General features: G+C 42.0%; 18 protein-coding genes and 1 tRNA gene. 18 read left to right on the top strand and 1 reads right to left on the bottom strand.

The genetic code is table 11. The features are described 5' to 3' along the window. The first annotated feature begins 495 nt into the window (after positions 1-495). The 11 genes from DW182_RS10925 (at position 496) to DW182_RS10975 (ending at position 9,652) form a co-directional block, all read left to right on the top strand. A complete protein-coding gene (locus tag DW182_RS10925; RefSeq protein ID WP_118295537.1) occupies positions 496-945 on the top strand; it encodes a hypothetical protein in 450 nt (149 codons plus the stop codon). Positions 946-1,147: 202 nt separating this feature from the next. After that, entirely contained in the window at positions 1,148-1,960 is an 813-nt protein-coding gene (locus DW182_RS10930) for a MotA/TolQ/ExbB proton channel family protein (RefSeq protein ID WP_118295538.1), read from the top strand. 33 nt (positions 1,961-1,993) lie between these two features. After that, positions 1,994-2,599 (top strand): biopolymer transporter ExbD, encoded by a 606-nt coding sequence (locus DW182_RS10935; RefSeq protein ID WP_118295539.1) that lies wholly within the window; start codon positions 1,994-1,996, stop codon positions 2,597-2,599. A 15-nt stretch (positions 2,600-2,614) separates the two neighbouring features. Next, positions 2,615-3,268 (top strand): biopolymer transporter ExbD, encoded by a 654-nt coding sequence (locus DW182_RS10940; RefSeq protein ID WP_199678578.1) that lies wholly within the window; start codon positions 2,615-2,617, stop codon positions 3,266-3,268. Between the two features lie 26 nt (positions 3,269-3,294). Then, entirely contained in the window at positions 3,295-4,110 is an 816-nt protein-coding gene (locus DW182_RS10945) for an energy transducer TonB (RefSeq protein ID WP_118295541.1), read from the top strand. A gap of 13 nt (positions 4,111-4,123) precedes the next feature. Continuing rightward, entirely contained in the window at positions 4,124-5,074 is a 951-nt protein-coding gene (locus DW182_RS10950; protein ID WP_118295542.1) for a PstS family phosphate ABC transporter substrate-binding protein, read from the top strand. A 5-nt stretch (positions 5,075-5,079) separates the two neighbouring features. Beyond that, positions 5,080-6,525: a tetratricopeptide repeat protein gene (locus tag DW182_RS10955; RefSeq protein ID WP_118295543.1), complete on the top strand. Its 1,446-nt coding sequence runs from the start codon at positions 5,080-5,082 to the stop codon at positions 6,523-6,525. A gap of 229 nt (positions 6,526-6,754) precedes the next feature. Next, positions 6,755-7,609, top strand: a complete 855-nt coding sequence (locus DW182_RS10960) for an ATP-binding cassette domain-containing protein (RefSeq protein ID WP_007667660.1) — start codon at positions 6,755-6,757, stop codon at positions 7,607-7,609. Continuing rightward, the gene (locus DW182_RS10965) at positions 7,606-8,445 is read left to right on the top strand and encodes a hypothetical protein (protein WP_044532960.1); all 840 of its coding nucleotides are present in this window, start codon (positions 7,606-7,608) and stop codon (positions 8,443-8,445) included. Before DW182_RS10960 ends, DW182_RS10965 begins: the two co-directional genes overlap by 4 nt. A 2-nt stretch (positions 8,446-8,447) precedes the next feature. Further along, the gene (locus DW182_RS10970; protein ID WP_007209418.1) at positions 8,448-8,816 is read left to right on the top strand and encodes a GntR family transcriptional regulator; all 369 of its coding nucleotides are present in this window, start codon (positions 8,448-8,450) and stop codon (positions 8,814-8,816) included. Between the two features lie 11 nt (positions 8,817-8,827). Beyond that, the gene (locus DW182_RS10975; RefSeq protein ID WP_118295544.1) at positions 8,828-9,652 is read left to right on the top strand and encodes a hypothetical protein; all 825 of its coding nucleotides are present in this window, start codon (positions 8,828-8,830) and stop codon (positions 9,650-9,652) included. Between the two features lie 61 nt (positions 9,653-9,713). Here the strand turns inward: DW182_RS10975 and DW182_RS10980 are convergent. Further along, positions 9,714-9,786, bottom strand: a tRNA-Met gene (locus tag DW182_RS10980). A 235-nt stretch (positions 9,787-10,021) separates the two neighbouring features. Here DW182_RS10980 and DW182_RS10985 point away from each other — a divergent pair. The 7 genes from DW182_RS10985 to DW182_RS11015 all read left to right on the top strand — a co-directional run bounded on the left by DW182_RS10985 (position 10,022) and on the right by DW182_RS11015 (position 21,388). Then, complete coding sequence (locus DW182_RS10985; RefSeq protein ID WP_115502060.1) at positions 10,022-10,609, top strand: TetR/AcrR family transcriptional regulator; 588 nt, start codon at positions 10,022-10,024, stop codon at positions 10,607-10,609. Between the two features lie 23 nt (positions 10,610-10,632). Further along, on the top strand, positions 10,633-11,379 hold the full coding sequence (gene fabG, locus DW182_RS10990) for a 3-oxoacyl-[acyl-carrier-protein] reductase (protein WP_021967648.1): 747 nt from the start codon (positions 10,633-10,635) through the stop codon (positions 11,377-11,379). Positions 11,380-11,387: 8 nt separating this feature from the next. After that, on the top strand, positions 11,388-12,059 hold the full coding sequence (locus tag DW182_RS10995; RefSeq protein WP_118295545.1) for an RluA family pseudouridine synthase: 672 nt from the start codon (positions 11,388-11,390) through the stop codon (positions 12,057-12,059). A gap of 433 nt (positions 12,060-12,492) precedes the next feature. Continuing rightward, positions 12,493-14,550 carry a beta-L-arabinofuranosidase domain-containing protein gene (locus DW182_RS11000; protein ID WP_118295643.1) on the top strand — a complete coding sequence of 686 codons (2,058 nt, stop codon included), beginning with the start codon at positions 12,493-12,495 and terminating at the stop codon, positions 14,548-14,550. A 243-nt stretch (positions 14,551-14,793) separates the two neighbouring features. Next, a complete protein-coding gene (locus DW182_RS11005; protein WP_118295546.1) occupies positions 14,794-16,704 on the top strand; it encodes an FISUMP domain-containing protein in 1,911 nt (636 codons plus the stop codon). Between the two features lie 42 nt (positions 16,705-16,746). After that, entirely contained in the window at positions 16,747-19,860 is a 3,114-nt protein-coding gene (locus tag DW182_RS11010; protein WP_118295547.1) for a SusC/RagA family TonB-linked outer membrane protein, read from the top strand. Positions 19,861-19,888: 28 nt separating this feature from the next. After that, entirely contained in the window at positions 19,889-21,388 is a 1,500-nt protein-coding gene (locus DW182_RS11015; RefSeq protein WP_118295548.1) for a SusD/RagB family nutrient-binding outer membrane lipoprotein, read from the top strand. The last annotated feature ends 8 nt before the right edge of the window (positions 21,389-21,396 follow it).

Here is a 21,396-nt window from a genome sequence, read left to right on the forward strand (position 1 = left end):
GAAAGCCTCCATATCGAGTGATATGGGGGCTTTTTGTATTTATACCCCCTGTCTATCTATCCAATTCTCCTTCTCTTGGGGCAAGAGTACCTGCAGGGGGGAGGTGGTAGGTAAACACATGATACCTATTAATAATAAGAATAAAGAACTTTTTTCTCACTTACTCCCCTGGCTTTTATTCACTGATAGAAAAAATATTTAAATGCTGTTTCTGCATTTAAATTGTATACTTATAATAGAATATGCATTGTTGTATTACCTATGTAATACCACCGGATTATAGTTCGGAATCAATGATTAAAACTACTTAAAATCAAGAAATTATATCTTATCTTCGCTTTCGTATTTGGTGTTTTATTTGTACCTTTACTTCGTATTAAAAGGTACTATAAATCCTTTATTTACTGAACATTATTTTTTTTATTAAAAGAAAATCCGATTTTAGTAAAACAAAAAACAGCCATTCGCTGTTGTTACTATAGAATTGAAAGCGACATGAGAACAACTGTAAAGACATTTTTGGTATTTGTGCTACTTATGGTGACTTATAGTCTCAGTAGCAGAGCCGTCGACTTTACGGGGATGGTTGAGAAAGCTGCATCTACTTGTGAGGTGAGTGCTTCTTCATCATCATTAAAGAATGCTTCTTCGGATAATGTCGCTAATAATACAAGAAGCAACCTGTTTACAAATTCTAAGTTTATGTGGACTACGGATGCAGAACTTGGAAACAAACCTATCTCTGAAAGATATTCTTTTAATCCCTATCGTTTTCGTAGAGCTGTTGAAACAGCATCTTTTATGAAGGGGATTCTGCTAATTTCATCTCACCACAATTTGCTGGTACACGATCAGTCTAAATTATACTATTCAGATAAAGATCCGCATTACACTTCTTTTAGTAGTGAATACTACATCTATACTTTGCGGCGGATTGTGATTTAAACTTCCTTTTATTAGTTTTTCCCTTTTTCCCTTTACTCCTTTCCCTAAATATGGCTGAAAGTAGGTGACCTTTTACAACCCTATGCTTGGGGTAGGTTATACGGGCGTTAGCGGCATGTTCATGCTGTGAAGGGGAGGATTATATCCATACGTCTAATTTTAAAAAATCAATTTTAATACAAACCCATTTAAATTTTTCATCATGGAAACTATTCAAAAGAAATCTGCCTCTTTTAAAGGCATCAAGTCCGCCGGTTGGGTAATCGTAATTTGCTTTATCGTTGCCGTACTTATTTTTCACTTTGTGTTGGGAAATCCCTCTAACTTTATGAACAATGACCCGAACAACCATCCGCTGCCAGGGAACTTCCTCGGTACTATCTATAAAGGTGGATTTATTGTTCCTGTTATTCAGACTCTCTTGCTGACTGTTATTGCACTGAGTATTGAACGTTACATTGCAATTGGTGCTGCTTTCGGTAAAGGTTCATTGGCTAAATTCGTTGCTAACATTAAAGCTGCTCTGGCCGCCGGTGATATGAAGAAGGCTCAGGAACTTTGTGACAGTCAACGTGGCTCTGTAGCTAATGTGGTAAATGCTACTCTGAAGAAGTATGCTGAAATGGAGAATGATACGACTCTTGCAAAAGACCAGAAGTTGCTTGCCATTCAGAAAGAGTTGGAAGAAGCTACCGCGTTGGAACTGCCGATGATGGAACAGAACCTGCCTATTATCGGTACTATCACTACTCTGGGTACATTGATGGGATTGCTCGGTACAGTTATCGGTATGATCCGTTCGTTTGCCGCTCTGGCTGCCGGAGGTTCTGCTGACTCTATGGCATTGTCACAAGGTATTTCCGAGGCTTTGATTAATACTGCTTTCGGTATCTTGACTGGTGCATTGGCCGTTATCTCCTATAACTATTATACCAATAAGATTGATAAGTTAACTTACAGCCTTGACGAGGTTGGTTTCTCTATCGTGCAGACATTTGCAGCTACGCATAAATAAATCGGTCGAACCCTTTTAAAAAATACTATAATTATGGGTAGAGCGAAAATAAAAAAGAAAAGTACGTTCATCGACATGACGGCGATGAGTGACGTGACTGTATTGCTGCTGACATTCTTCATGCTGACGTCTACGTTCGTGAAGAAAGAGCCGGTACAAGTTACCACTCCGGCCTCCGTATCCGAGATTAAGATCCCGGAAACGAATATCTTGCAGATATTGGTCGATCCGGACGGAAAAGTGTTTATGAGTCTGGACAAACAGTCTGACTTGCGCGAGGTGCTGGAAGCAATGGGGCAAGAATATGGGGTGACTTTCACTCCGGAGGAAACTAAGAAATTCTCATTGGCATCTACTTTCGGAGTGCCGATGAAGAGTATGAAGAAGTACCTCGATTTGCCGCAGGATCAGCAAGACGCTGTGTTAAAGAATGAGGGGATACCTACTGACAGTATCGATAATCAGTTCAAAGCCTGGGTGCGCAATGCCCGTGCAGCGAACAAAGATTTACGTATCGCCATTAAGGCGGATGCCAATACTCCTTATTCCGTGATCAAGAATGTGATGAACTCACTTCAGGACCTCAGAGAGAACAGATATAATCTGATCACTTCTCTGAAGACTACTTCTGAAGACTAACAGAAAGGAAATATTATGGCTGAAATACAAGAAAGCGGCAATAAGAAAAAAGGCGGAAAAAATAAGCAAAAGAAAATGACCGTCAGGGTGGACTTTACACCGATGGTGGACATGAATATGTTGCTGATTACCTTCTTTATGCTTTGTACTTCACTGAGTAAGCCTCAGACAATGGAGATAAGCATGCCGAGCAATGATAAGAACGTCACAGAAGAACAGCAGTCGAAAGTGAAGGCTTCACAAGCTATCACATTACTGTTGGGAGGTGACAATAAATTGTATTATTACGATGGAGAGCCCAACTATAAGGATTACAGTTCGCTGAAGGGAACAACCTACCAAGCGGACGGTCTGAGAGCAATGCTTTTGCAACGTAATAGAGCTGCTGTAAATGAAGTGAATGAACTGAAACAGCAGAAACTGGATCTTAAGATATCAGAGGAAGAATTTACGAAGAAACTGGGTGAAATTAAGAGCGGAAAGGATACCCCGACTGTAATTATCAAAGCCACTGATGATGCTTCGTACATGAATCTGATTGATGCACTCGATGAAATGCAGATATGTAATATAGGTAAGTATGTGATTACGGATATCGCCGAAGCCGATGAGTTCCTGATAAAGAACTATGATAGCAAGGGAGAATTGTCGCAGAACATTGCCGAATAATGTGTAACACCTAAAAAAGTAAGAATATGGCTAAAGTAGATTTAAGTTCTTCGGAATGGTGTGACCTGATATTCAGTGGCAAGAATAAGGCTTACGGTGCTTATCAGTTAAGAGAGAAATCTCCGAAGCGTCATAATATTGCTGTGATACTGGTGATTGTCATCGCATTGATAGGGTTCAGTATCCCTACCTTGATCAAGATGGCTACACCGAAACAGAAAGAAGTGATGACCGAGGTGACTACCTTATCTCAATTGGAAGAACCGGAAATTAAGCAGGAAGAAATGAAAAGAGTGGAGCCGGTTGCTCCCCCGCCTCCTGCACTGAAGAGTTCTATCAAATTCACGGCTCCCGTCATCAAGAAAGACGAGGAAGTGAGAGATGAGGATGAAATAAAGAGCCAGCATGAATTGGCGGAAACGAAGGTGACTATTTCTATCGCTGACGTGAAAGGTAATGACGAAGAGCATGGTAAGGATATTGCCGACCTGAAACAAGTGGTTACCCAGGCTGAACCGGAACCTGAAAAAGTTTTCGATATGGTAGAGCAAATGCCTCAGTTCCCCGGTGGTCAGACAGAGATGATGCAGTTCATCAGCAAGAACATGAAGTATCCGACTATCGCTCAGGAAAACGGAACACAAGGCCGTGTAACTTGTCAGTTTGTGGTGGGTGCCGACGGACGTGTACGTGATGTGAATGTACTGAGAGGTGTAGATCCTTACCTGGACAAAGAAGCTGTCCGTGTGATCATGTCTATGCCTAGGTGGATTCCCGGTAAGCAAAATGGTAAAGCAGTGTCGGTGAAGTATACGATACCAGTTGTGTTTAAGTTGCAATAATAATGTGTGTGTCATGAAAACGGTGAAACGACTTCAACTTTTAGGTTTGGCGGTGATACTGGTTTTGGTGTCTGCCTGCCAAAGTAAGCCTAAGGACGGACTGACGGATACGTACACTTCTGGCGTGATAGCGATTGCTGCGGACGAAAGTTTCCAGCCTATAGTGCAGGAAGAGGTGGACGTATTTGAAGGTATATTTCCTTTGGCGGGAATTGTGCCCCGTTATGTGACGGAAGTAGAAGCCGTCAATCTATTGCTCAAGGACAGTCTACGGTTGGCAATCACCAGCCGCAGACTAACACCGGAGGAGATGAACTCTTTCAACAGCCGGAAGTTCTTCCCGCAGGAGATAAAGATTGCTACGGATGGGTTAGCGTTGATTACCAATAAAGATAATCCTGATACGCTAATTACCGTGAATGATATTCGCGATATCCTGACGGGAAAGACTACACAATGGAGAGAAATTTATCCGGCATCTCAGCTGAAAGATATTCGTCTGGTATTTGATAACAAGAATTCCAGTACCGTTCGTTTTGCTGTAGATTCTATTTGTAAGGGTGCTCCACTGTCAGACCAGATAAAGGCGTTGAAGACCAATAGAGAGGTCATTGACTTTGTGTCAAAGACTCCTGATGCTATCGGTATTATCGGCGTGAATTGGCTGAGCGACCGCAATGACAGTACTGGACTCTCCTTCAGCAAAGAAGTACGGGTGATGTCCGTCAGCGCTGCCGACAAGGCAACGCCGGAAAACAGTTTCAAACCCTATCAGGCATATTTGTTTTACGGTGATTATCCGTTGACACGCAGCATCTATGTCCTGTTGAACGATCCGCGGAGCGCTCTTCCGTGGGGATTTGCCTCTTTCCTCTCTTCCGACCGGGGACAGCGGATTATTTTAAAGTCGGGATTAGTGCCTGCTACCCAACCGGTGCGGGTGGTGAATATAAAAGATAAATAACTAAAATGAATGCTATTATGAAAACGATGTTAGTTCTTAGTATGGGAGCGTTGCTGTTGGCCGGCACACTTTCCGCGCAAACGCCTATACCTGAATGGCAGGCTGGGGTAGATAAAATGAAAAGCCTGATTCAGACAAATCCTGCACAAGCTTCTGAAGAAGTAGGGGGATTGCTGAAAGGGAAAAACAAAAAGAATGTGGATCTTGTAACTTCTGTAGCCCATGTTTATCTGGATGCCGGAAAGCTTACCGAAGCTCAGGAGTACCTGGCAATGGCAAAGAAAGCCGATAATAAAGATCCCAAGGTATCTGTGTTGGAGGGTGATATTGCTCTTGCACAAAAAGATATAGGGCAAGCTTGCCAGCTTTATGAGCAAGCCATCTATTTTGATCCGAATTGTAAGGAGGCTTATCTGAAGTATGCACAGGCTTATAAGTCTGCCAGTCCTGCACTAGCCATTGAGAAGTTGGAACAACTCAAAGCTGTGGATCCGAATTGCCTGGAAGCCGATAGGGAACTGGCCGAGGTATACTATTCCAGCAATCGTTTCGGCAAGGCTGCTGAAATGTATGCTAAGTTCATCGATACGCCTCTTGCTACGGAAGATGATATGCTAAAATATGCTTTTGCACTGTTCCTGAACCATGATTTTGAGAAGTCATTGCAGGTTGCTCAGAAAGGCCTGCAGAAGAATGCCCGTCACGCTGCTTTCAACCGCCTTGTCATGTATAACAATACGGACCTGAAACGCTATGAAGATGCCGAGAAGGCTGCTGATGCTTTCTTTAATGCTTCGGACCATGCAGACTATTCTTATTTGGATTACCGTTATTATGGCGCTTTACTAAGTGCATTGAAGAAATATGATGAAGCTATTATAGAATATGGAAAAGCATTAGAGAAAGATGATACGCAAGTAGATTTGTGGCGTGAAATCTCCGATGCCCATGAAATGAATAATAATTATGCAGAGGCTATTGCTGCGTACCGTAAATATTACGATGCATTAGCCAAAGACAAGAAGACTCCTGAAACATTATTCCAGTTAGGACGTCTTTATTACGGACAGGGCACGTCTTCGGACTCGCTCGCCGTGCAGCCTGCCGACCGTAAACTGGCATTGCAGTCTGCTGACTCTGTGTTCGCACTTGTTTCCGAACAAGCTCCTGACAGTTATCTGGGAGAAATGTGGCGTGCCCGGACCAATTCTGCCATGGACCCCGAAACTACTGACGGGTTGGCGAAACCTTATTATGAAAAGGTGATGGACATGCTGCTGAGTAAAAATGAACCGAAGTATAACTCTGCGTTGATAGAGTGCTACAGTTATCTGGGCTACTACTATCTGTTAAAGAGCGACTATCCTACTTCGAAAGAGTTCTGGAATAAAATTCTGGCTATAGACCCCGCCAATGCTACTGCCAAAAAGGCGTTGGAAGGCATCAAATAGCAACAATTTTAGTTGTTTGTCGTGTCGGGAGGAGTGGAGAGTGATTCTTAGCTCCTCCTTTTTTTATGTTTTTTTCTGTAAACGCTTGGATTATTAAAAAAAACACCTACCTTTGCGGTGTACTAATAAACTAATACACTAATATTGGAATTAACAAGGTGTCAGATACCAGTTGACAAGGCCTTCTTCTTGTATCTTATTTCCTTGCCACCTATAAAAACATATAAGTATGCTACAGGTAGAAAACATTTCGTTCAGTTATCGTCGGGGGAAAAAAGAAGTCCTGCACGATTTTTCGCTCTCATTAGAGAGAGGTAGGGTATACGGGTTACTGGGAAAGAACGGTGCCGGCAAATCTACACTGCTTTATTTGATGAGCGGTTTGCTTACTCCTAAGAGTGGGAAAATAATGTACCATGATACCGATGTACGTCGTCGGTTGCCTATCACACTACAGGATATGTTCCTGGTTCCCGAAGAATTTGAATTACCTCCTATATCTTTAGTTAGCTACGTGGAGCTGAATAGTCAGTTCTATCCCCGTTTCAGTAAGGAGGATATGGTGAAATATTTGCATTACTTTGAAATGGAGCAGGATATTGATCTGGGAGCCTTGTCTATGGGGCAGAAGAAGAAAGTCTTTATGAGCTTTGCATTGGCTACCCACACCTCACTGTTGATTATGGATGAACCGACCAATGGTCTTGATATTCCGGGTAAGAGCCAGTTCCGTAAGTTTATTGCTTCGGGCATGTCGGACGATAGAACTATTATTATCTCTACCCATCAGGTGCGGGATATTGATAAGATACTGGATCATGTGGTGATCATGGATAATAGTCATGTGTTGCTTGACGCATCCACTGCCAACATCTGTAGTAAGTTTCTTTTCGTTGAAAGTGATGACCGCGAATTGACAGAAGCAGCAATTTACACGCTTCCTTCCATACAGGGTAATTTCCTGATGTTGCCGAATACGGATGATGAAGAGTCGGAGATCAATCTTGAATTGTTGTTCGGTGCTGCGCTTACGGACCCTGAGAAAATAAAAGGAATGTTTCACCCTAAACAGAATGAACAATGATACGCGATACCTTTTTTAGTGCACCCCGCTTTGTGAACTTATGTCGCAAAGAAATGGTGGAGAGTTGGAAGGCAAATTTGCTCCGCTTCGTAATGATGTATGGCATAATGGCGATTGCTTTCGTATGGAACGGATATTTTCGATATAAATATCCTCAGGGAATGATTAACGGAGGGGTGGAGCAAGACCCTATCTGGTACTTTGAATTGACTATCTTTCTTTGGGCTATAGTTATTATGGGTTTGCTGAGTGCTTCGTTTGTCATGGAACGAATGAAGACTAAAACAAACCGGATAGCAGTGCTGATGACGCCTGCAACGATGTTTGAGAAGTTTCTCTCTCGCTGGTTGGTATTTACTTTCGGTTTTCTCATAGTCTTTCTGATTGCTTTTAAATTGGCTGACTGGACACGTGTGATAATCTACATGGTGAGTTATCCGGAATTGAAAGGGATTATTGCTTCTGCTCCGCTTTCCTATTTAGGGAGTTCCGGATATTATTGGACAGGTCTCCAAACTTGGGATGGTCTTCTGATGGCATTAAGCGGATACTTTTTTGCTCAGTCTATATTTATATTGGGTAGTAGCATCTGGCCAAGAAACTCGTTTGTTAAGACATTCTCAGCTGTCATTGTTATCATCATAGTTTATGTAGCAATAGGATCGGTATTGGCGAAAATCTTGTTTGAAGGACGTGGTGGGCATGGAGTACATCAAACAATGTCGGATGAAGCTATGATGCATCTGTCAACGGTTGTCTTTTTCGTAATGGCTATCTTCAACTGGGTAGTTGCTTATTTCCGTTTCAAAGAGTCTGAAATCATTAACCGCTGGTAAGTATGAATTTTAAAGAAAGTAAAGCCATCTATCTTCAAATAGCAGATCGCATTTGTGACGAGGTACTTCTCGGGCAATATCGGGAAGAGGAACGCATACCATCCGTCAGAGAATATGCAGCTGTGGTAGAGGTGAACGCCAATACGGTGATGCGTTCATACGATTATCTGCAATCGCAGGAAGTTATCTATAACAAACGTGGTATCGGTTATTTTGTCGCTTCCGGTGCTCGCGCGTTAATCCTTTCATTGCGTAAAGAGTATTTTCTCAAAGAAGAAGTAGATTATTTCTTCAAGCAGATGTATACCCTCGGTATTTCGGCAGAAGACATGTCTGCTATGTACAGGGAATTTAGTAAGAAACAAAAATAAAGAAGAAGATTATGAAACGAACAACTTATATAATATTTGGAATGTTGCTTGCCGGATTGGTTGTGGTGTGCGCTGGCATATTCTACGCCTCTATGCAAGTTACAGGTTGGGATAATATTTTCCTGGATATTAAAGGAGAAAAGAAGACGGTTCAACTGCCGGAGTGCAAGGTTATACAGATGGTGGCGATTAGAAATATCATCACTACGAGTGAGGGTGAAGAAAAGGGAATAAGAATGCCGGCATTTGGAGATCTCCCTTTGAAAATTACTCCTGCCGAAGTTGGACAGGGAACTTTCACTTATGCTTCCGATATGGATGAATTCATGACGATGAATTCAGTAGGAGATACATTACGTATCGTATTTGATTTTCCTAATGATAAGCTTGAAAAGGAATATCAGGACCTATATTGGCTTAATTTGCGCTCTGCGGAGATGAATATAGCTTTGCCAGATCATGTTCAGTGCTTGCAGACCAGTCTTGCAGACCAAAAAATGACTGTTGAAGGGTTAACCCGCGATTCATTGTCTTTGATGGTGCAAGATTATGCTACCATAAACGATTGCAATTTTAGAGCTTTAACAGTCCGGAATGGTGCTTGGTTGTTTAATACTGGCAAAGCGGATAATTTGTATCTTCATCTGAACGGGATACGGAGTTGGAATGTGAATGCAAGTTCTTTTCATGTTGATACGGAATATCTATATGCTCATGGTAATCAAAAATGTACTTTGGAGAAAGGCGAATGTCGGCAGGTAGTTTGGATGCCTCAATCGGAAGGCGCTTCATTGGATATAAAGTTGAAAGAAGCAGCGACAGTAGTTGTGAACTAACAATAGGTATTACCAGAATACAAATAAAAAAGACCGTTTTTCAACGGTCTTTTTTATTTAGTTGCGGAGATCCGACTCGAACGAATGACCTTTGGGTTATGAGCCCAACGAGCTACCAACTGCTCCACTCCGCGATGTTTAACGGGTGCAAAGGTACGGCTTTTTGTGGAATAAACAAATAAAATCCATCTTATTTTTCCTAAAAAGTGTAACATATAGCCTAACATGTTGATAAGTAGCTTTATAGTAAATATGCTTTTTTATCCTCTTCCTGTGACCGAATGTTAATAAAATCTGCGTTTTCTTGTGTGGTATACAGAAATGTTTTACTTTTGCTCAAATTATTAAGCAATGTGCAATTATTAATATATGGCCGTATCGAAGACAAAAGCTAAATTAGTGGATGTAGCCCGTCAGCTATTTGCAAAGATGGGTGTTGAGAATACCACGATGAACGATATCGCCCTTGCTTCTAAGAAAGGTAGAAGAACGCTCTATACCTATTTTAAAAGTAAGGAAGAGATCTATATGGCTGTTGTCGAATCGGAGCTGGACATCCTTTCGGATATAATGAAGAGGGTAGTAGAGAAAGACATCTCTCCCGATCAGAAGATAATTGAAATGATTTATACCCGCCTGGATGCCGTGAAAGAGGTGGTGTACCGGAATGGAACACTCCGTGCTACCTTTTTCCGTGATATATGGAGGGTAGAGAAGGTGCGAAAACGTTTTGATGCCAAAGAAATACAGCTTTTCAAGGATGTTCTCCGTGAGGGCGTGGAGAAAGGGGTGTTTCAGGTTGACGATATCGACATGACTGCCGAATTGGTGCATTACAGTGTGAAAGGTATTGAAGTGCCTTACATACGTGGGCATATAGGTGCTAAACTGACCGATGAAACACGTGGACAATACGTTGAGAACATCGTGTTCGGGGCACTGCGTAGAAAAGAATAACTTTAATCAATAATTTAAAAAGTATGGGATTATTAGAAGGAAAAACAGCCATTGTAACCGGTGCTGCACGCGGTATCGGTAAGGCTATCGCATTAAAGTTCGCTTCTGAAGGAGCAAATATCGCATTCACTGACCTGGTGATTGATGAAAATGCAGAGAATACGGCAAAAGAAATTGAAGCAATGGGCGTGAAAGCTAAAGGTTATGCTTCAAATGCTGCCAATTTTGAAGATACTGCCAAGGTGGTAGAAGCTATTCATGCAGACTTTGGGCGCATCGATATTTTGGTAAACAATGCAGGTATCACCCGTGACGGTCTGATGATGCGTATGAGCGAGCAACAATGGGATATGGTTATCAACGTTAACTTGAAATCCGCTTTCAACTTCATTCATGCTTGTACTCCGATTATGATGCGCCAGAAAGCTGGTAGCATTATCAATATGGCTTCTGTAGTAGGGGTTCACGGTAATGCCGGACAAGCCAACTATGCAGCTTCTAAAGCAGGTATGATTGCTTTGGCTAAATCTATCGCACAGGAATTAGGTTCTCGCGGTATCCGTGCCAACGCTATCGCTCCGGGCTTCATCCTGACCGATATGACTGCTGCGCTGTCTGACGAAGTAAGGGCTGAATGGGCAAAGAAAATTCCTTTGCGTCGTGGCGGTACTCCCGAAGACGTGGCAAACATTGCTACCTTCCTGGCTTCTGATATGTCTTCTTATGTATCAGGACAGGTGATTCAGGTAGATGGTGGTATGAATATGTAAGAAAGAGTATGACTGTCGTATACGAGGACAATCATATTATTATAGTCAACAAGACCGCTTCCGAGATCGTTCAGGGAGACAAAACGGGAGATACGCCGCTTTCGGAAATCGTAAAGCAGTATCTGAAGGAGAAATACCAGAAACCCGGAAATGTCTTCATCGGTGTTACCCACCGGCTGGACCGCCCCGTGAGCGGTCTTGTTGTGTTTGCCAAAACCAGCAAGGCGTTGTCCCGCCTCAATGAAATGTTCAAGAACAGTGAGGTGAAGAAGACTTACTGGGCTATAGTGAAGGATGCTCCGAAGGAACCGGAAGGGGAATTGGTGAACTATCTGGTGCGCAATGAGAAGCAGAATAAGAGTTATGCTTATGATAAGGAGGTGCCGAAAAGTAAAAAAGCCATCCTGAATTATCGCATGATAGGTAAGTCAGAGAATTATTTCCTGCTGGAAGTAGATTTGAAAACCGGACGGCACCATCAGATACGTTGTCAGTTGGCAAAGATGGGGTGTCCTATCAAGGGGGACTTGAAATATGGTTCCGCGCGCTCCAATCCGGATGGAAGTATCTGCCTGCATGCACGGTCTATCAGTTTCGTGCATCCGGTGTCAAAAGAGACAATAAAGGTGGAAGCACCTGTGCCGGAGACGAATCTCTGGCAAGGATTCCGGATGATATAGGTAAAACGTGCGTCACACTATATCCTTTTATCTTTTCTCATCTACATCTGCTTATTGAGATGCCCATGTGGTTATAATCCATATGGGCATCTTTATTTATTAATATGCTGATAATTAAAGTGCTGCGTTTACCGACGATTTACCACATGATGTAAAAGCATTTACCGCCGTATGTAACGACCTTTACCCCTTATTGTAACGCTCTTTACCTCGGTATGTAACGGCCTTTACCTCGGCGTGTAAATGGAGTTACTATTTGGGGTAAAAAGCATTCCCCCGTAGGGTAACGGAAGTTATACTGCAAGGTGACTCATGCTTAAGTACGGATGAAATTGTAGTATCTTGCCAAAAAATGGTAGGTTTCTGTAATTCTTTGGCTCGTCTGAAAACATTCAATAGTTTCGCTGGCAGAAACAAGAATATTGAATGTACTATGAACCGAAACAGAATTTTGCTACTCTTGCTATTTGTATTGGCACTTTTTTCCAATACGAAGCAAATAGTTGCTCAGACAGCTATAGCAATGAACTATCGTAACAATTTGTATCCATTGCAACGTAAGCCCTATGTCGAATTGCCTATTGGCAGTATTAAACCTTCCGGTTGGCTGAAGGAAATGCTTATCCGGCAGCGTAACGGCATGTCTTCTTCATTAGATATACTCTATCCGAAAGTGATGGGTGAACGTAATGGTTGGCTTGGAGGAGATGGGGACCAGTGGGAACGTGGTCCGTATTGGATTGATGGTCTGTTGCCATTAGCTTATATTCTGGATGATGATTCGTTGAAACAAAAGGTTCAACCTTGGATTGAATGGGCGCTTGCCAGTCAGCGTGAAGACGGATTTTTCGGACCTTCCCGTAATTATGAACCGGAAGAGGGATTGCAGCGTAATAATTCTGAGGATTGGTGGCCCCGGATGGTGGTGTTGAAGATTATGAAACAGTATTATTCTGCCACCCAAGATGGAAGAGTACTTACGTTTCTTTCCAATTATTTCCGTTATCAGCTCCATACCTTGCCTCATACCCCTTTAGGCAACTGGACTTTCTGGGCTGAATATCGTGCATGCGACAATCTGCAAGTGGTATATTGGCTTTATAATATTACCGGCGAATCTTTTTTGCTTGATCTTGGCAAGCTGTTACATCAGCAAAGCTATAATTATGTAGATATGTTTTGGCATCGCGACGACTTGACTCGCATTAATACCATTCACGGCGTGAATTTAGCACAAGGCATTAAGGAACCGGTAATTTACTATCAACAAGATCCTGATTCACTTTATATTTGCGCAGTAAAGAAGGCTTTTGCTGATATTCGCAAGTATCACGGGCAACCGCAGGGTATGTATGGTGCCGATGAGGCGCTTCATGGAAACAAACCCACTCAAGGAGCTGAGCTATGTTCTATTGTGGAGTTAATGTACTCTCTTGAAAGCATGCTTGAGATAACTGGAGATATCCAGTTTGCTGATCATTTAGAAAAGTTGGCGTTTAATGCTCTTCCCACCCAAATATCTGATGATTTTATGACTCGCCAATATTTCCAACAGCCCAATCAGGTTATGCTGACCCGGCACATGCATAATTTTGATATCAACCATGGTGAAACGGATATTGTTTTCGGATTTCTTTCCGGTTATCCGTGTTGTACTTCCAACCTTCACCAGGGCTGGCCCAAGTTTACGCAAAACTTGTGGTATGCTACTGCTGATAATGGACTGGCGGCATTGGTTTATGCTCCTTCCGAAGCTACAGTGAGTGTAGCCGACGGTATTCCTGTGAAAGTAACGGAAAGAACTCACTACCCTATGAACCATACAGTTTCTTTTGATTTGGAGTTTCCGGATGTACAAGTACAATCGGCTTCTTTTCCTTTTCATCTTCGCATACCTTCCTGGTGCACACAAGCTGAAATCAGAATAAATGGTGTGCTTTATAGAAAAGTGGCTGGAAATACTATTGAAATCATAAAACGGGAATGGAAGGATGGAGATTCTTTGGAGTTGACTCTGCCTATGCGGGTGCAAACTTCCGAATGGTATGAAAATTCAGTTGCCATAGAAAGGGGACCTCTTGTATATGCACTGAAAATTGGAGAGAAATGGGTGAAGAAAACAGTAAAAGATAATCCGGCTAAATACGGTGATTGTTATTATGAAGTATTGCCAACCACCCAATGGAATTATGGGCTTGTAGATTTTACCGGAAAACCAATGGAGGAAGTCTTTACCGTAATTGAACATACTGATAAGATGGAAACCGACTTCCCTTGGAGTCAGGAGAATGCTCCAGTTGAGATAAAGGTAAAAGCTAAGAGAATTCCATCTTGGCAGTTGTATAATGAAATGGCAGGCCCCCAACCCTATAGCCGTATGATTTATGGAATGGATAACGACGGATTGCCGGAAGAAGATATAACATTGATTCCTTACGGATGTACCACTCTGCGTATTACGGAGTTCCCGGTACTTTGCAGAATGCAATAGGCTGAAAACAGAATATTACTATCTTGCCAATTGATGGTAATATTCTGTCGGAATCATTTCAGTCCTGAAATAAGTGTCTATATTTGCTTTTGCCTAAATGGGCAGTTATATGGCATTTGCTAATAGAATCCAAGAAAATAATATCGATATAGTTTAATTGGGATTACAATCAGTTTAACTTTAAATTTAGTGAGTAATGAATGAAAAGCATTTGATTAACAACCTATTAATTATTATCTAAACATGAAAAAGCATCAATTAACTTTCTTAATAGGCTTTTGCCTCCTGCTCTTTGCATCGTGTCGCAAAGATGAGCTATTGCCTGACTTTATTTATGAAATGACGGTTTCTAAGGAGACATTGAACGTGATTCCCGAAGGTGCGGATGAAGAGATTGAAGTGCAATCCAACTATGATTGGACTGCAAAAAGTAATGCTGACTGGTGTAAACTATCAGTTCAAAGCGGTTCTGAAGGAAAGTCTTCTTTCGTGATTAAAGTGGAGAAAAACGAAAGAATAGAAGAGCGTGTGGCAGAGGTTACCGTTACGGCAGGTTCTGTGGTACGTACAATTAAAGTGGTTCAGCTCAATCCGGATGGCTTCGAGATTATAGATTTGCCGGATGCTGTAACTGTGGACGGACTTGAGAGTGTGCTGGAGCTTCAAGTGAAGACAAACTTGCAGTTGGAGGCAATCTCTCCCGATGGCTGGGCAATTTTGCTGAATAATAATATTGTTTCAGGAAATCCTCCTAAGGTTACTGTTATCCGTATTATGCTTAAAGATAATACGACCGGTGTTCCTCGCTCTACAATCGTAAAAATAAATGGTAAGGATTTGCCGGACAGCTATGCCAAAACTTTTGAGGTAACACAGAATGTAGCTCCGGAAGCAAATAAGAACGATCAACGGGTAGTTGGCACTTGGCTTGTAACCAAAGCGATGAACGGAGCGGCAAGTGAACTCTCTCTGCTTGGTACTACTATGAAATTTGAGGCCGAAGGCATTTATTCCGAAGCTTTGGCTTCCGGGCAGAAAAATACTGGTACATGGGAAGTGAGAGGAGAGCGTTTAGCTATTTATTATCCTGAAGGCAGGCGCTATATCTATCTGGAAGATACTTCTGATGGCCTTAGCGGCACAATGACTACTACCGATATTCATTCGGAGATACTCTATCAAACTCATTTATCAGCGTATAGTGGGGACGGCTTTGGCGTTAGTATAGTTGATCTGACGAATACTAAGTTGACTTATATGATGGTTATCAATGGCGATCTGAGTAACATCACCGAATCGGGGTTATGTCTCAGTCAAAACGAAAATCCCACTGTGGCAGATAAAAAGTATGTATCTAAGGGGGGAGCCGTTAGTGTAGGCGAGATTTCCAGATTACTTTCGGGAAATGTTTACCATATCCGTGGATATCGTGTGGAAGGTTCTCAAACAATTTACACTTCGGACATGCGGATTGAAATGCCGGTAGAGGATATTGATGGGAATAGCTACAGAATAGTAAAGATTGGCCAGCAATATTGGTTGGCGGAGAATCTGAAAGTTACCAGATACAATGATGGTACTCCGGTGCTGTATTGTGATAAAGACCATGCCGATGACTGGGTAGCAGCAGGAGACTCTAAGCAAGGAGCGTATAGCTGGATTTTTGGTGAGGCGCCGGATTGGGTTTGGAGTGAGGATAACTTCAATAACGGAGTCACAGACCGGCAGGCTAAAGCCTATGGAGCTATTTATAATTGGCATGCGGTGGTTGACAAACGCAAATTGGCGCCTGAAGGTTGGCATATACCTTCAAAAGATGAGTTCATCACTTTGTTAGGTTCAATAGGAGCCAGTACGGAAGATTTCCCCAGTGGGGATATGAATTATATGAATGGTTTGCTGGCTCATGACCATTATCAGAACATAACCGGTTGGACAGGTTGGGCTGTTTCCGGTCGTGCTACGGATGGCAGCTGGAAATCTTGGAACTCACTCTCGGCACGTGAAACAACTTGGTGGTCGTCCGACATATCAGAAGGCGGATATCCTTGGTTGATTTACCATCGCAGAGGAGATTCCGGTGATAGCGGAATATCGTGGACTTACCAGGGTGAGGGCTGGACAGTACGTTGTGTTCGTGATGCAGCGGAGTGACAGGTTGAATTTTCATAGAAATATAAATAAAGAAGAAAAGATATGACTAAGACTGTTAGTTTATTCAGTATATTTTTTGTTGTGCTCATGGTGTGTGCAACAACATTGTTCGGGCAGTCCGGCAATGAAGTCACCGTAACGGGAAAAGTGATAGACGATAAGGGAGAAACGATAATAGGTGCAACCATTCTTGTCAAAGGAACTACGACGGGAGTAATTACGGATATAGATGGGAATTATTCTATAAAAGTTCCGGGAGCAAGTAGTGTACTGTTATTTTCCTATGTGGGGCTTACTCCTGTAACGGAAGTGGTTGGTGATCGGAGAGTGATAAACGTGAAGATGTCTTCTGCCTCCGAAGTGCTGGAAGAAATAGTGGTGACTGCATTAGGTATTAAGAAGGAGAAGAAGAAATTAGGTTATGCCGTACAGGATTTGGTAGCACCGGGGCTGACTAAAATGCCGGCGGCTAACACAGCTTCTAATCTGACGGGTAAAATTGCAGGATTGAAAGTTTCTAATTCGCCTAATCTTTTTGATACTCCTGCTTTGTTGCTGCGCGGTGTTGCTCCGGTAGTTGTAATTGATGGTGTGCCCGTAGAGAGTGCCACCTTCTGGGAAGTTGCCCCTGAGGATATCGAAAGTATGTCTGTACTGAAGGGGCCTGCTGCTGCCGTACTCTATGGCCAGATGGGGCAAAACGGTGTCATTCAGATTACTACCAAGAAAGCGAAAGAAGGTGTTCGGATTTCTGTAAACTCTTCTACCGGATTTGATACCGGTATGATTGCCAATCCTTCTTATCAGAAGAAGTATGGTACAGGTTATAAAGGTCAATACCGTGTAGGCAATTCTACCGACGAATTTTGGGGAGCCTGGGGACCCGAACTGGATGGGCGATTATTGGCTCAGTGGAATAGCCCGTATGATGAAAATGGAAAACGAATAGCTATTCCATGGATACCACGTGGTAAAGATAACTTGGATAATATGTTGCGTACAGGAGTTGTAACCAACAATAATGTGAGCGTAGAGACTAAATCGCAGAAAGGGGATTTCCGTATTTCTTTGAGTCAGATGCACCAGAAAGGAGTATTTGAGAATACCAGTCTGGATAGTTATACTGTAAATATGAGTGGTGGTATACAGTTCTCGGATAAGCTGCGTTTTGATGCGAACATCAATTACAATAAAATGGATTCTCCGAATTTTCCTTCTGTGGGTTATGGCCGTAATAGCCCTATTTATTCTATGATTCTTTGGGCAGGTGCCAATGTCGATGTCAGGGACTTGAAAGATTATTGGGCACCCGGACTTGAGGGATTACAGCAACGTAACTTCGATGTTGCAGATGGCTATGAAAATGGTTCGTATGACTATAATAATCCTTATTTTATTCTTTATGAGAATTTACATGGTTATCACAAAAACACCTCTTATGGCAGTGCTTCTTTAAAGTATGATGTGACTAAAGAACTGAACATAACTTTGCGTACCGGAGTCAATATGAATGAACTTATGGAAGATTACAGGACAGCACAGTCGACGGCTTATGCAAGAAACGGTAATTATTCTCAAACCTATTATACTGATTTTCAAATATTGACTGACTTGATGGCAAAATATGACAAGAAAATAGGAGCATTCGATATAGGTGCTATGTTAGGTTTTAATGCTCGTCAATACAACGACCGTGGTCATAAAGCAGCTACGGATGGACTGGCAGTTCCAGGTATTTACACTCTTGAAAATACATTGAAACCGACAAAACCAAGCAGTTATAAGCGTGAATTGGCGGAATATGCTGTATATGGTTATCTTGATTTAGGTTGGAAGAACTATATTCTTTTAAACTTGACGGCGCGTAATCAGTGGTCGTCAACTATTCCCACCTTTGGTAAGAACAGTTATCTGTATCCTTCTGCACAGTTGTCGACTATTGTGTCCGAATATGTGAAGTTGCCTGAATTTATCAGCTATCTGAAGTTAAGAGGCTCTTATGCACGGGTAGGCAGTGCTTTCTCTCCTTACTATTTCGCTTCGGTCTATACACAGACGCAATCCTGGAATAATAATATCGGATTGACTTCTCCGTCAAGTCTTTATTCAAAAGATATTAAACCGTCATACAGCACTGGATATGAAGTTGGTGGTGAACTTCGTCTGTTCAATAATCGTCTGGCGTTCGATGCCACGTATTTCTATTTTATCGATGGACCGCAAACTTACTCCCAACCTATTTCGGAGGCTTCCGGATGGAAATCTTATATATTGAATGGCTTGAAGACTCTGCGTAAGGGATGGGAGCTTTCGATAACGGCTTCACCCTTTAAAAATCCGAAAGGGTTTAGTTGGGATGCCATCCTGAACTTGTCTTCTTACCGGCAGTATTTGAAGGAACTTCCTGAAGGCCAAACAAAATTTGGTGAGCTGAAAGTAGGTGATCGTATGGATGCCATCTATGGTACAGCCATGATGTATGCTCCGGAAGGTAATGAATATGCCGGACAAGTGATTATTGGTGCGAACGGACAAATTCAGAAAGATGACATCAAACAAAAGTTAGGTTATTCGAATAATGATCTGATGGTTGGTTTTACGAATACTATGTCTTATGATAAGCTTACATTGAATTTCTCTTTTGATGCTTGTATTGGTGGTAAAATCTTGAGCCAATATAACAGATATATGTGGGCTGGAGGTCGCTCTTTGGATATTGATGATCAGGCTCGTAAAGACTGGTATGCAGGTAAAGACTACCAAGCTCAAGGTGTCAATGTAATTTCCGGAACATTGGAACGTGATGGAGATGGAAACATAATCAGTGATACCCGTCAGTTTGCTCCGAATACAAAGACTACCAATTATTTTGACTATATACAAAATTCTAAGGGATATTATGGTATTGATGAATGTGTGCTTGTTGACCGCTCATTCTTGAAGTTCCGCGAAGTCTCGCTGACCTATGATCTCAGTTCGCTTCTGAGAAATACTTTTATAAAGGGAGCCAACGTGTCTTTGGTAGCGAAGAACCTCTTTCTGATTACCAAGTCCGGTTTGGTTGACCCCGATCAATATAATGAAGGCACTACGTGGGATAACTTGCAAACTCCTTCATTCCGCAATGTCGGATTTAATGTGAACCTAACATTCTAAAAGTTGAATTTAAGTAAAGTGAGATATTATGAAAATAGTAAATAATAGATTAACGGCACTGGTGGCAGGTATCTTTCTGTTTTCCGCTTGCCAGTCTTTATCAGAATATGAAATGAATCCGAATTCACCGTCCGAAGGGCAAGTACCTCCGACACTGATTCTGACGAGTGTGATATCCAATACGCTGGGATCATACCGACCGATGGTAGGAACCTACAATGGATGGGCTCAATACATTGCTTCAATATCTTCCCAGCAAGGAGACATCGCATTCCAGGGATATTTGGGAGGCGAAGCGGGATTTGATTGGTACTCAGTATTACGTGATGTACTTGCTATGGAGTTTGAAGGAGACCGGATTAATGCACCTGCCTATAGGGGGATAGCCAATTTCTTTAAAGCATATTGCTTGATGGATATGACTATGCAAATGGGCGACATACCAATGAGTGATGCGCTGAAAGGTAAATCAGAAAATAATTTTACTCCTAAGTATGATGCGCAAAAAGATGTTTTCATGAACTGTCTGTCTCTTTTGGATGAAGCAAATACGATTTTGGGAGATGCGGTCATCAGGAAAGTGTCTGTTGGAAATGGCGATCTTATTTATGGGGGCAATGTAGCCGGATGGCAAAAAGCTGTTAATGCATTGCGGATTCGTATACTGATTAATCTTAGTAAGAAGATGGATGATGCGGATTTGAGAATAAAGGAGCAGTTTACCGAGATACTCGATAATCCTACGAAGTATCCGTTGTTCGCATCAAATGATGATAATATGACATTCAAATGGTATGACATTGAGGGGAATCGTTACTTGTTGTTCTATCAGTTGGCTAATTCTGATTATTATCGGATAGGTAATACATATTATAATTTGATTAAGAAATATAATGATCCGCGCATTACTGTCATTGCCGAACGTACAAAAGCAGCGGTAGCGGCCAATCCTGATAATACAGATTTTGATGTTACGGAATATGGAGGCGTAGATTGTAATGATAGTTATGAGAATATTTATGCCAGCAGGGATGAGGCTTCTATTTATAGTAGGGAGCGTTATTGTACTCCTACCGGTGAGCCGATGATTTTGTTGGGGTATCCGGAGCTTTGCTTTAACATTGCAGAAGCCATTAATCGGGGGTGGATACAAGGAAATGCAGAAGATTATTATGAGAAAGGCATTCGTGCTTCTATGCAGTTTTACGACATCAGTGAGTCTGTGATTTCAGAATATCTTAATAGCTCGGTTGTTGCTTATGGAGGACAGTTGGAACAGATTCTCAATCAGAAGTATATTGCGTTCTTCAATAATTCCGGTTGGGAAGCATTTTATAATATCCGTCGCACAGGAATTCCGGCGTTGAACATTGGTGATAATATGAATAATCCGAGTGGAAAGATTCCTGTTAGATGGAGATATCCGCAGGCCGAGTACCAGACGAATGAAGCGAATGTTCAAGAAGCCATTAAAAGGCAGTTTAATGGAACGGACGGGGTAGATGACTTGATGTGGATTCTTAAGTAAGGATGGAT

It is taken from the genome of Bacteroides sp. AM16-24 (assembly GCF_003471885.1).
In the GTDB taxonomy this organism is placed as follows: domain Bacteria; phylum Bacteroidota; class Bacteroidia; order Bacteroidales; family Bacteroidaceae; genus Bacteroides.

Excerpts from the sequence above, each read along its gene's own strand:
- DW182_RS10975 (WP_118295544.1), top strand. The coding sequence starts at position 8,828 with ATGAAACGAACAACTTATATAATATTTGGAATGTTGCTTGCCGGATTG.
- DW182_RS10940 (WP_199678578.1), top strand. The coding sequence starts at position 2,615 with ATGGCTGAAATACAAGAAAGCGGCAATAAGAAAAAAGGCGGAAAAAAT.
- DW182_RS10960 (WP_007667660.1), top strand. The coding sequence starts at position 6,755 with ATGCTACAGGTAGAAAACATTTCGTTCAGTTATCGTCGGGGGAAAAAA.
- DW182_RS10970 (WP_007209418.1), top strand. The coding sequence starts at position 8,448 with ATGAATTTTAAAGAAAGTAAAGCCATCTATCTTCAAATAGCAGATCGC.
- DW182_RS10930 (WP_118295538.1), top strand. The coding sequence starts at position 1,148 with ATGGAAACTATTCAAAAGAAATCTGCCTCTTTTAAAGGCATCAAGTCC.
- DW182_RS10925 (WP_118295537.1), top strand. The coding sequence starts at position 496 with ATGAGAACAACTGTAAAGACATTTTTGGTATTTGTGCTACTTATGGTG.
- DW182_RS11010 (WP_118295547.1), top strand. The coding sequence starts at position 16,747 with ATGACTAAGACTGTTAGTTTATTCAGTATATTTTTTGTTGTGCTCATG.
- DW182_RS11015 (WP_118295548.1), top strand. The coding sequence starts at position 19,889 with ATGAAAATAGTAAATAATAGATTAACGGCACTGGTGGCAGGTATCTTT.
- DW182_RS10945 (WP_118295541.1), top strand. The coding sequence starts at position 3,295 with ATGGCTAAAGTAGATTTAAGTTCTTCGGAATGGTGTGACCTGATATTC.
- DW182_RS11000 (WP_118295643.1), top strand. The coding sequence starts at position 12,493 with ATGAACCGAAACAGAATTTTGCTACTCTTGCTATTTGTATTGGCACTT.
- fabG (WP_021967648.1), top strand. The coding sequence starts at position 10,633 with ATGGGATTATTAGAAGGAAAAACAGCCATTGTAACCGGTGCTGCACGC.
- DW182_RS11005 (WP_118295546.1), top strand. The coding sequence starts at position 14,794 with ATGAAAAAGCATCAATTAACTTTCTTAATAGGCTTTTGCCTCCTGCTC.
- DW182_RS10995 (WP_118295545.1), top strand. The coding sequence starts at position 11,388 with ATGACTGTCGTATACGAGGACAATCATATTATTATAGTCAACAAGACC.
- DW182_RS10965 (WP_044532960.1), top strand. The coding sequence starts at position 7,606 with ATGATACGCGATACCTTTTTTAGTGCACCCCGCTTTGTGAACTTATGT.
- DW182_RS10935 (WP_118295539.1), top strand. The coding sequence starts at position 1,994 with ATGGGTAGAGCGAAAATAAAAAAGAAAAGTACGTTCATCGACATGACG.
- DW182_RS10985 (WP_115502060.1), top strand. The coding sequence starts at position 10,022 with ATGGCCGTATCGAAGACAAAAGCTAAATTAGTGGATGTAGCCCGTCAG.
- DW182_RS10955 (WP_118295543.1), top strand. The coding sequence starts at position 5,080 with ATGAATGCTATTATGAAAACGATGTTAGTTCTTAGTATGGGAGCGTTG.
- DW182_RS10950 (WP_118295542.1), top strand. The coding sequence starts at position 4,124 with ATGAAAACGGTGAAACGACTTCAACTTTTAGGTTTGGCGGTGATACTG.